General features: G+C 44.9%; 11 protein-coding genes. 2 read left to right on the top strand and 9 right to left on the bottom strand.

What is annotated here, in order from left to right; translation table 11 throughout:
* Positions 1–25: 25 nt before the first annotated feature.
* The 4 genes from BIZ37_RS27225 to BIZ37_RS27240 all read right to left on the bottom strand — a co-directional run bounded on the left by BIZ37_RS27225 (position 26) and on the right by BIZ37_RS27240 (position 2,840).
* On the bottom strand, positions 26–790 hold the full coding sequence (locus BIZ37_RS27225) for a metal-dependent hydrolase (protein ID WP_187464198.1): 765 nt from the start codon (positions 788–790) through the stop codon (positions 26–28).
* Positions 791–1,035: 245 nt separating this feature from the next.
* Entirely contained in the window at positions 1,036–1,551 is a 516-nt protein-coding gene (locus BIZ37_RS27230) for a GNAT family N-acetyltransferase (protein WP_222939857.1), read from the bottom strand.
* 83 nt (positions 1,552–1,634) lie between these two features.
* Positions 1,635–2,360, bottom strand: a complete 726-nt coding sequence (locus BIZ37_RS27235) for a prephenate dehydratase domain-containing protein (protein ID WP_187464199.1) — start codon at positions 2,358–2,360, stop codon at positions 1,635–1,637.
* 75 nt (positions 2,361–2,435) lie between these two features.
* The gene (locus BIZ37_RS27240; protein ID WP_187464200.1) at positions 2,436–2,840 is read right to left on the bottom strand and encodes a hypothetical protein; all 405 of its coding nucleotides are present in this window, start codon (positions 2,838–2,840) and stop codon (positions 2,436–2,438) included.
* A gap of 398 nt (positions 2,841–3,238) precedes the next feature.
* Here BIZ37_RS27240 and BIZ37_RS27245 point away from each other — a divergent pair, with 398 nt between their 5' ends.
* Together BIZ37_RS27245 and BIZ37_RS27250 are read left to right on the top strand one after the other, a co-directional pair.
* Positions 3,239–5,119 (top strand): DUF294 nucleotidyltransferase-like domain-containing protein, encoded by a 1,881-nt coding sequence (locus tag BIZ37_RS27245; RefSeq protein WP_187464201.1) that lies wholly within the window; start codon positions 3,239–3,241, stop codon positions 5,117–5,119.
* Between the two features lie 8 nt (positions 5,120–5,127).
* Entirely contained in the window at positions 5,128–5,871 is a 744-nt protein-coding gene (locus BIZ37_RS27250; RefSeq protein ID WP_187464202.1) for a 3'-5' exonuclease, read from the top strand.
* 65 nt (positions 5,872–5,936) lie between these two features.
* Here the strand turns inward: BIZ37_RS27250 and BIZ37_RS27255 are convergent, their stop codons facing one another.
* The 5 genes from BIZ37_RS27255 to BIZ37_RS27275 form a co-directional block, all read right to left on the bottom strand.
* Complete coding sequence (locus tag BIZ37_RS27255) at positions 5,937–6,668, bottom strand: SDR family NAD(P)-dependent oxidoreductase (protein WP_187464203.1); 732 nt, start codon at positions 6,666–6,668, stop codon at positions 5,937–5,939.
* A 27-nt stretch (positions 6,669–6,695) separates the two neighbouring features.
* Positions 6,696–7,334: a 2-dehydro-3-deoxy-6-phosphogalactonate aldolase gene (locus BIZ37_RS27260; protein ID WP_187464204.1), complete on the bottom strand. Its 639-nt coding sequence runs from the start codon at positions 7,332–7,334 to the stop codon at positions 6,696–6,698.
* Complete coding sequence (locus BIZ37_RS27265) at positions 7,321–8,232, bottom strand: 2-dehydro-3-deoxygalactonokinase (protein WP_187464205.1); 912 nt, start codon at positions 8,230–8,232, stop codon at positions 7,321–7,323. The genes BIZ37_RS27260 and BIZ37_RS27265 overlap by 14 nt, the downstream gene beginning before the upstream one ends.
* Positions 8,233–9,378: a mandelate racemase/muconate lactonizing enzyme family protein gene (locus BIZ37_RS27270; protein ID WP_187464206.1), complete on the bottom strand. Its 1,146-nt coding sequence runs from the start codon at positions 9,376–9,378 to the stop codon at positions 8,233–8,235. It lies immediately after the preceding gene.
* A 158-nt stretch (positions 9,379–9,536) separates the two neighbouring features.
* Positions 9,537–10,702, bottom strand: a 1,166-nt coding sequence (locus BIZ37_RS27275) for a tripartite tricarboxylate transporter permease (protein WP_187464207.1), incomplete at its 5' end; no start/stop codon positions are given.

Below are 10,702 nucleotides of genomic sequence, written 5' to 3' on the forward strand. Positions count from 1 at the left end.
GCGGTGTCATGACACCGCTTTTTCTTTAACCTTCTTTCGAACTCTGACTCATCGCCTCTTTCGTTGAACTGATCACTGCATCAAAGAAATGCATCACCTCATCACGATTTAGCCACTCAGGCTTAAAACGAAACTCACTCCAATTACTAACCTGCTTCCACGTATTATCTATCGATGGGCCATGCAGATATAAAATTGCTATCAACAGACACTGGAAAGCACTTATAAAGGGGTTTCTCGGTGAAAATACCTTCAATGCAGAGCCAAAAGAGAGCTTCAACCTGCGGTTAGCCAAATCAACGCTGTAAGCTTCATCAAGTAGCAAATGGACAACCCCGCCAAAAAAGAGAAACACACCGGATAGCCAAGCTGTCACATCACTGTAGCCCAATAAATATACTAGCCAAACTGTGAGTAGCCCCGAAGCCGCAATAAAGGCAAGAGAGTGGCAACAGCCCCGATGGACTGTAATTTTTTCTAGCAGAGATTTGAAATTATACCGGATCGTCAAATAACAGAATGTACTATAAACAACCAGCTCAAGCATCGACACCAGTTGATAGATATGCCCGACAAAGCTAAAGGTAATTAATCCGCCAAATAGCCGGAATAACGTCGTCATCGACGTCGAATTATCTGAGTCAATGTCCGGCAATAAACCACCAATCGTACCAAGTAGCATTAACCATAATGCGGTGATAGGTACAATATGCCCTGCCGATAAAAGGGCCGTAGCCGCTAAACTACTCGTTAATGCGGCTGTTCCAAGATGTGTGTTGAAATTAGCCACTGTAATCACATATACAAGACAGTTTCACATCCAAAATTTCAGGCATCATTTGCCTTCATTCTTAATTGTAATCTTAGTGTGTAACTGCCGTTGTCTCGTTAACTGGATAAATAACCAGTATACTGTAACGAGTAGAGATAACTGTACTAAAATACAGTAATTTAGTGCTCTAAATGTATCGTATGATCACTTTTTGGTCGCTTCTGACATCATACTGACATTAATAGCAATGCCGGCAAGCGAAATTACCCTGCCATCTCATCAATACTCAGCTGATAAAATGCCAAGTCCAGCCAGCGGTCAAATTTGAACCCTGCCGCCTTAATTACCCCAGCTTCCTCGAAACCAAACTTCTGATGAAGACGCAAGCTAGCCATATTTTCAAGATCGACTGCACCAACCAACGATCGGTATCCCAATCGAGAGGCCAGAATAATCAGTGTTTTCATTAACTCGACAGCAATCCCTTTGCCCCTGAAGCCATCGGCTATGTAGATGCTGTGCTCTGCAGTAAATCGAAATGCGGCTTGGGGCCTAAATTGGCCCAGAGAAGCAAATCCCATTAGGGTGCCATTATCATCAAAGGCACCTATTACGGGGTATTCACCCGCTATTTTTGATGCAAACCAATGATCCATCGTTTCCATAGTACGGGGTTCGTACTCATACAATGCCGTGGTGTTCAAAATGGCATCATTAAAAATGTCTAGCATCTCGGGTGCATGCTGATCATAAGTGCAATATTTAATATGGATGTTCATTGGCTTATCCTGTACTCCTTTTCAGCAGATAACCATACCGACTTAATACAAGATAAGCCATTCCCTTTCGCAGGTTAGGCTAACTACCTTGTTGCCAGTTTTTTGCCTAACTCAATCGCTGCTGCCAACTCAGCCCTTGCCTGCGGCTCTGAAATGCTTGCACTACGCGGTTCAACATCCATCAACATAAAGGAGGTCTTGTTGTTTTTGTTATCCTGTACCCCTTGCTCAACGATAGCAAGGTTCGGGTACACCGTATTGAGAACACAAGCGCCAATAGCGGCAGTACCTGATGGCAGTTCCCCAGCAGAGACCATACGTGCTGCAGCGGCAGTCCCTTCAGGAATTTCCAACTCCGCTGGCTTAAAGCTGTGCTTCCAGCTATCGATTTGCTTCAAGGCCGCAGGATGAGAAGCAATGGTATTAATTTTTACACCCTTTTCCGCATCCGATTTAGGCTGTAATACGCACATCTCAATCGGCGTAGTGATAAAAGCTTTTACATCCACTAGCTGATATTGCTGGAATGCTTTAACTGTCGCTTGTACCAACTTGCCATCTATCGTGCTGTTCTCCACAGCACTAAATGCCAATGCCTCGCTGCTGGCGGCCTGCTCGAAAGTATTAAGTGGCGTCCCGGCAAAACTGACTGCCGCCTCCAAACCTGGTTGCTCGGCAAACAGGCGCTGGATTGCAGCATCATTAAAGCTTCCTTTCGATGCCTGCACAAATATCTGTTCAGCGGCATAGCCATTTGCTGAGAAGACCAATGCAGTGGTTAACGAAACAATTCCAAGTGTTGTACGCATTTTAATTCCTTTTAAGTTGCTGAAAGTCATCTCCAGTATGTCAAGATAATCGATTAAGCTGGTCTGATTAGTTGGTCAGCGTCTTCTCGATGAACTTTTTCTAGATGAGCTTTTCCTTGATGAACTGCTTCTTTTGCTATTTGCTCGCTTAACCTTTTCCTTATTCGACTTCTTTTGACTTGATGATGGCATCCTGTTCTTTGACGATGCCCTAATTTTTGTGGGTGGCACCTCAGGCTTGGTCCTTGTTGGCGCTTGCGCTTTGTTGTCTCGCGATACCTTCACCGCTGTTGCTACTGCAGCACCGATAAGCACTGCCTTGGTGGTGCTCAGTGTATTCTTTGACTGCTGTATTTCTTGCTGGCTTTCTTGCCTTTCGCCGCTCATATCCAATTTGGTCGCTTCGCTGTTATCTACTTTTAGCGGTGAAACATCCATTGAGGTTATATCAACCCTTGGCTTAACAGCTGGCGTTGACATTGTTGAGGTCTTTGGATCGTCACCACAGCCTGTGATTGAGCAAGCAAAGATGAAGAGTAACCAGAGGCTAAGGTTATGGTACGTTTTAATAGGATTTTTCTTGTGGAGGAACATTTATTGAATTGTGTACATAATCTAAAGCGGTCGGATTATGCCGCCAAGACAAACGTTCTGCAAGCTTTGAACTGCTACGATACACAAAGAATGGGCTGTATTTCCCCGCCCCTAGAAATCAGAGCATTGCATTCTGGGCAACAGATTGCTTTCAATTGAAAATATCCCACCTAGCTTATTGATAAATTTGTGTGTTTTGCGCTGGTTGGCAATATCATCACGAGCAATATTAGACGGGTTAGGTATACTAGTATCCATTCTCCATAAGCAATACGGGTCAAACCATGGAAGCCGAACAGCTGGAAATTCTCAACTTTATCAGCCAATACCTCCCTTTTAAGGTACTCCCGGAAGAGTCGTTAAAAGAAATCGCCCTCAATATTGAAGTTGCCTATTACCGTGCTGACTCAATGATCCTCAATTTTGGCGATGAAATTCATGATCTCTACCTCATCCGAAGTGGTGCCGTCGAAATCTACCGCCGTAAGGGCGAACTGTACAATAGGATCGATGAAGGTGATCTGTTCGGGCAAATGGGACTATTGATGAACAACAAGGTTAGGATGCCTGCCCGTGCCATCGAAGATACCCTGGTCTACTGCATTCCTGAAGATATCTTTAATAAGCTTTGCGATGAGTACGATACTTTTGCCGATTTTGTCGAGTTGGAAGATAGCGCAAGGCTTCGAAATGTCGTTTCGACCCAAGCAGAGGAAAACGACCTGACGACATCGAAAGTCCGCACCCTGCTTTCTCGTGACCCTGTCACCATTAGCCGAGATGAAAGTATTCAAACCGCTGCCATAACCATGGCGGAAGAAAATATTTCGGCAATGCTTATCGTTGAACCCAATGAAGACAGTGACGATGACGATTATGACCCACTAGTGGGTATTATTACCGATCGCGATCTTTGCTCTCGCGTGATAGCCAAAGGGCTAGATACCTCTACGCCTGTCTCAGAGGTAATGAGTACCGAGCTTATCTCGCTCGATTACAACGCCTATGTCTTCGAAGCGATGCTGACGATGCTTAGGTACAATGTTCATCACCTCCCGGTGCTAAGAAACAAAAATCCAATTGGCATCATCGGTTTGACCGACATCGTCCGTTACGAGTCCCAAAACAGCTTGTTGTTGGTAAGCACCATTTTCCAGCAACAGTCTGTTGAAGAACTTCAGGTTGTCTCTGAAGAGGTCAAACATTGCTTCGTTCGAATGGTCAACGAAGACGCCAATGCCCATATGATTGGTAGTGCCCTTTCGGTGATAGGACGTAGTTTCAAGCAACGCCTTGCAGAGTTAGCCCTAGAGGAATTAGGTCCGGCCCCTATTCCATTCTGCCTCATGGCAATGGGGTCAATGGCCCGAGATGAACAGCTCATTGTTACTGATCAGGACAACGCCTTGATCCTCGATGATAGCTACGACGAAAAACTTCACGGTGAATACTTCGAGAAATTCGCCAAGTTTATCTGTGACGGGCTAGCGGCTTGTGGTTACAGTTATTGTACCGGTGATATTATGGCGACTAACCCCGAGTGGCGTAAAACCCGTTCACAGTGGGAAGAGTGCTTCGCCGAGTGGATCGACAATCCAAAGCCACAAGCTCTGCTCAACAGCTCAATCTTCTTTGATTTGTCTGGAGTCTGTGGCCGTGAGAAATGGGCCGAACAACTCAACAGCTTTGTAGTTCGCCGGGCCCGTAAAAACAACCGCTTCTTGGCTTGCCTTGCCCGCAATGCTATCAGCCGCACGCCGCCGCTTGGGTTCTTCAAAGATTTCGTGATGGAAAAAGATGGCAGGCATAACAACTCAATCAACCTGAAACGTCGTGGTACAGCCCCGCTGGCTGACTTGATTCGTGTACACGCTTTGGCAATAGGGTCCCGCTCGCAAAACTCCTTTGAGCGTCTTGATGATGTGATTGAAGCAGGGATCTTACCCAAAGGCCGAGGCCAAGACTTACGTGACGCCATGGAATTGATTTACATGGTTCGTATTCGCCACCAGGCATTAGATATAGAAGCAGGAATTGAAGCGGATAACAGTATCGAACCAGAAAATATGTCAGACTTCGAGCGCCGTAACCTCAAAGCGGCATTCCAAATCCTGAGCAACGCGCAAAACTTTATTAAATTCCGCTACCAAGGTAACCGTCGTTAATAAGCAGTATGACAGTTAATAAACCCAAACAGCATCGCCAACTGTTGAATACGCGCAGTACTCCAGATTGGCCAACGTTTTTCCAAACGCTGCACGACAAAGCCAGTGATGAGAGGTTAAAAAGCTTCTATTCCGCGCCTATGGTAAGTGGCGATACACCGCTTAGTGAGGTGCCTTTCGTAGCACTGGACTTCGAAACAACAGGGCTTGACCCTAAAAAAGATGAAATCATCAGTATTGGGCTCGTTCCTTTCACCCTGCAACGAATCCGTTGCCGTGAATCCGCCCAATGGACGGTGAACCCCCACCGTCCACTTAATGAAGAGTCAGTCATTATCCATGGTATTACTGACTCCGAAGTAGAAAACGCCCCTGATTTGCTGAAGATCCTCGAACGTGTACTAAAAGCGCTCGCAGGCAAAATCGTTGTTGTTCATTACCAGAAAATTGAACGTGAGTTCATGAATCAAGCACTGCTCAGCCGCTTGGAAGAAGGCATACATTTTCCGGTTGTTGATACAATGGCGATTGAGATGGCCATTCAACAACGTCATTTTGGCGGGTTTATCAACCGCCTAAAAGGAAAACGTCCTGGCTCAGTCCGACTTGCACGTTGTCGACAACGCTATGGGTTACCGGATTATCCCCCCCACCACGCCATGACGGATGCACTGGCAACTGCGGAGTTGCTGCAAGCACAGATTGCCTACCACTTTTCTCCGGACACACCTCTATCGGAAGTTTGGTTATAAAGCACTGCAAGTGCCTATAAAAAACGCCGTCATGATGACGGCGTTTTTATAGATTATTGACTCTGTTAACGAACAAACAGCCCGCCATTTATATCGATGCTTTCTCCATTGATGAAGTCATTTTCGATACAGAAGTGAATCGCATCAGCGATATTGCTCGCTTTTCCGTTACGCTGCAGCGGGTTGTTCTCGGCCCATGTTTTCATCTGTTCATCAGTCGACACCTTATCGTGGAAAGGCGTTTCTATAACTCCGGGGGAGACAGAGTTTACTCTTATATGAGGAGCCAACTCCCTACAAGCACCACGAGTAAAGGTGTCAACGGCACCTTTAGCGGCCCCATACAGCGTAGCGGTTGGCCCACCATGACGAACAACAATAGATGTTACATTGACAATACAGGCTTTATCGCTGTTTTTAAGAAACGGAACAGATAGTGATGTCACTTTGAACAGTGAGAATGTGTTCAGGTTGAACACATCTAACATTGTATCCCAGGAAAGCTCATCGACACCCTGCCTCTGGACCATACCACCCGCATTGTTAACTACCGCATCAAGAGTATCAGTCACTTCACCTACCTCTTCAAACAGCTTAATGCACGCAGCTTCAGTGGTTAGGTTTGCCTGAAATAGGTGTACTTTGGCTCCTCGGTTCTCTAGCTCTACCGCTAAGTCCTCGGCTTTACCTTTTGAGCGGTTGTAAACCAAAAACAACTCATTGCCTTTCGCTAGTTTTCGGGCGGTCTCCGCGCCAATCCCAGTACTGGCACCAGTGATTAAGTATTTTGCCATCATTTTATCTCCGTATTTTGGCTCGCTCAATTAGCCCTTCGCTGATTCGAAAGCTTGTTTAAATTGCTTTGCGTTGACTCTAATTTCATCGTCGGTTAAGCCAGGCATATATAACGCGGCGCCCAAACCGAATCCATTAGCACCCGCATCCAGGTAAGGTTTCATGCTTTCTTCAGTCGGGCCTATGCCTCCGACTGGTAGGCAAATCGTCTCTTTAGGTAGCACTGACTTTAACGCCTTAAAACCAACCAGCCCCAAACTTTGAATAGGGAACAATTTAAGGCCAGTCGCACCAGCAGCAATTGCCGCAAAGGCTTCCGTTGGTGTCGCTACACCTGGGAAAGTAACGCAGTTAGCAGCCACAGATAACTCGACCACCTCTTGGTTGAAGTTTGGTGTCACTATCAAATTTGCTCCGGTTTCTATCACTGCCCGAGCTTTATCGAGCGATGTCACTGTGCCTGCACCAATCAAATAATCACTACCGAAATGTTTAACCAAAACCTCAATGCTAGTAAGCGCATCTGGAGAGTTCAGCGGGACTTCGATCATGGTGAAGCCTTCTTCAATCAAGATCTGAGTAATACGGACACAGTTACTTGGTTCAAGCCCGCGGAGTATTGCAACCAAGGGAAGCTCAGCTGCAAGATCAAAACTACGCATAGTCATTATTCATCGCCTCTTTAATTTTCAGCATTCCGGCAAGAAAACTCTCGTCGCCACTAATGTGCTCACAGGTTTTGTTAAGTAATTGGCAGGTTCTTTCATATCGCATACATAGCGCTTTGCTACCGATAAGGTAGATATGCTGTGTATTCAGTTCTCTTATCTCATTACCGATCAGCAACCCTGACAGGTACTCGTGTACCTCTGAATCATCTAATAGGCCAAATAGTCGGTGGGTACGAGCCTTGAATATCTGGTTAGTAAAGTTCCCTGCCTCACTTTCCAATATCCCGCGCTCAAACGCAGCCTTAGATGGATATTGCTCTGGAAGGCCTCGCCCTAAAATGGTGTGGTCGGATAGAGCGGAAAATAGCTCACCCGTCATATAGGTTTTAAAGGAAGACAGCTTATTATCGTTGAGTTGTAAGTGTTTACAGTGCGTTCCTGGAAAAGCAGCCTCAATGGTTGATTTGCCGGTAATTTCAAGCAAGCCGAATAACTGTACTTCCTCGCCACGCATCACATCGTAACTACCACTTTCATCACAATGGCTTATTCCGGGAATAATTGTCGCTTCAGCGCCCCATGGCAGAGTAAATTGATGCGTATTTGTTGCTAAATTTTCTAATTTAACTGGAGTACTAACATAAGGAACATTCACCCACCCTTGGGCAGAACCAACCATCCCCGCCATATAAATAGGTAGATGTTCAAACTCTCCCAACCAATCACTTAATACCACCTCAAGTTGGCCAGCGAAGTTACCATCTTGCACTTGCAGTAAGCCAAGCTTATGTTCAACTCTATCCACCAACTCACCGTCTTCACTCATGGCAAAAGCACGAAAATTAGTGGTCCCCCAGTCTAAAATTATCCAATCTATCGTTCTGTTATTATTCATTTAATTAACCTTGTATTGATAGATAACATCCGGATTTACATCGACACCAATACCCGGCTTAGTCGAAATTTGCACTTTCCCGTTCTCCATTTGGATACCATCAAAAATAAGATCCTTGCGGAACGGGTGTGAAGATTGATCAAATTCCAACATGGGCTGCTCTGGATTAAGCGAAAGAGGTGAACTCGGTATTGATGCGATAAATTGCAATGAGGCTGCAATACCAATCCCCGATCCCCAAACGTGTGGGATCATATTGATATGGTTAGCTTGTGCCATAGCAGCTATTTTCTTGCACTCGGTAAAACCACCTGAGGAGCACAAATCTGGTTGGATAATATCTAGAGCACGACTTTCCAGCCACGGGCGATAGCCCATTTTCCCGAAGATCTGTTCACCTGCCGCGATAGGTGTTTTAGACATCGTTTTTATCTCTTGATATCCACCAATATCTTCTGGCGCGAGTAGCTCTTCCAAGAAGAACAATTTGAACTCTTCTGTCTCTTGAATGATGCGGCGGGCTGTTGAGGCATTATATGCACCATTAGCATCAGCCATAATTCGAACATTATTTCCCACCGCTTCTCGTATTGAACGAATTAGCTTAATGTCTTCATCAACACCGAAACCAATCTTTAATTTAAATGCAGTAAAACCCGCTTCGATATATCGGAAAGCTTCATCGACAGAGTCATTAGGGTAATGGCCATCAGCAACTCGATAAAAACCAGTTGCGTAAGGCGTCACTTCTTTTCTAAACGCCCCACCGATAAGCTGATGAATAGGTTTTTTCAGACTCTTACCGATAACATCCCACAACGCGATATCAACACCACTAATTGCATTAACTGCTGCACCAGCTTGGCCGAAAGGTCTTGTCGTGTTGTACATTTCCTCCCAAAGAACTTCGACGTCAAAAGGACTGCGGCCAAGTAATAATGGTTTAAAGGTGTGCTCTACAATTGAAGCTGCAATTTGAGGACTCTGTAAGCCATGGCAAAGCGCTTCACCATAACCAGTAACCCCTTCATCAGTGATGACTTCAATTATCATTGCACTTCGATTGTGTACCCACCCTTGAGAAAAATAAAAAGGCGTATCTAAAGGTACGGAAATAGCATGTGGTTTAACATCAATAATCTTCATAACCTAACCTTGCTTAAAACTTAAAATAGCGTTTGATGAGAACAACAAAACCCCGCGGTTTAGCTTGCCATGAAGCTAAACCACCTAAACATTGACTATGTGATTGGTAATGGTCCTAGATAATTAACTAGGCTTTAATTTCTATATAACGATAAAAATTAATATTGCTCTCCATGAGTATGCTGACCTTTAGATGCAAACTTTTTCTTTATTAATGGTGAGAACAAGGAAACCAAAATAAGAATAAAGAAAACCCAACATATTCCTGTCGATAAGAATGTACTTGCATCACCTCGCGACATAAGTAGTGCTCGACGGAAGTTGCTCTCTGCCATAGGTCCAAGGATTAACCCAAGAATAACGGGTGACGATGATATTTCCAGCTTCTGGAAAAAATAACCAAGAAATCCGAAGAACAGCATAACAACAACATCAAACATGTTGTTGGCTAAAGCATAAGAGCCAACAAAACAAAGTAAGAAAATAATCGGTACGAGCGCAGCCTTAGGTACAGACAGCACTTTGGTAAAAATACGTACACTGTTCAAGCCAAGCACTAGCATACAAACGTTAGCGATAAGCAAGCCAATAAATATCGCATACACAGTCGGTGCATCATTCGCAAATAACAGTGGACCAGGTTGTAAGCCTTGTACTGTTAACGCGCCAATCATAATGGCGGCTACGGCATCCCCAGGAACACCTAAGGTCAGCATAGGGATCAATGCCCCACCCGTTACCCCATTATTGGCTGCTTCTGGTGCAGATATTGCTTCAGGGACACCAGTACCAAACTTTTCAGGATGCTTAGAAATACTCTTCGCTTGACCATAGGAAATAAACGAAGCGATGTCTGCACCGACGCCTGGGATAGAGCCAATAAACGCGCCTAATGAACCGAAAGGAATACTGTTTTTAATAATGACACCCCAGTCAGAGCGTCGTGGAATAACATGGGTGATCTTGCCCGTTGACTTTGGCTTTTTCAGTATGTCTTCTACCCCAATCAATGCCTGGCTCATCGCAAATAGACCAATCATTACAGGGATAAAATTAATGCCGCTGTAAAGGTTCATATAGTCAAAGGTAAAGCGCATATTGCCCGTAATGTCGTCGATACCTATCGTGGCAAGTAAAATACCTAGCCCACCGCTGAGTAATCCTATCAGCAAAGATTTACCGGATATCGAGGAGATAATGCACAAACCAAACATGGCCAGCATAAAGAATTCAGGGGCGCTGAACTTGAGAGCAAACTTCGCCAATATCGGAGAGATTAAAATCAAAAATATGCAGCTAATTAAACCACCAAGAAACGAACTTG

The organism is Photobacterium sp. BZF1 (assembly GCF_014349205.1).
Classification (GTDB): Bacteria; Pseudomonadota; Gammaproteobacteria; order Enterobacterales; family Vibrionaceae; genus Photobacterium.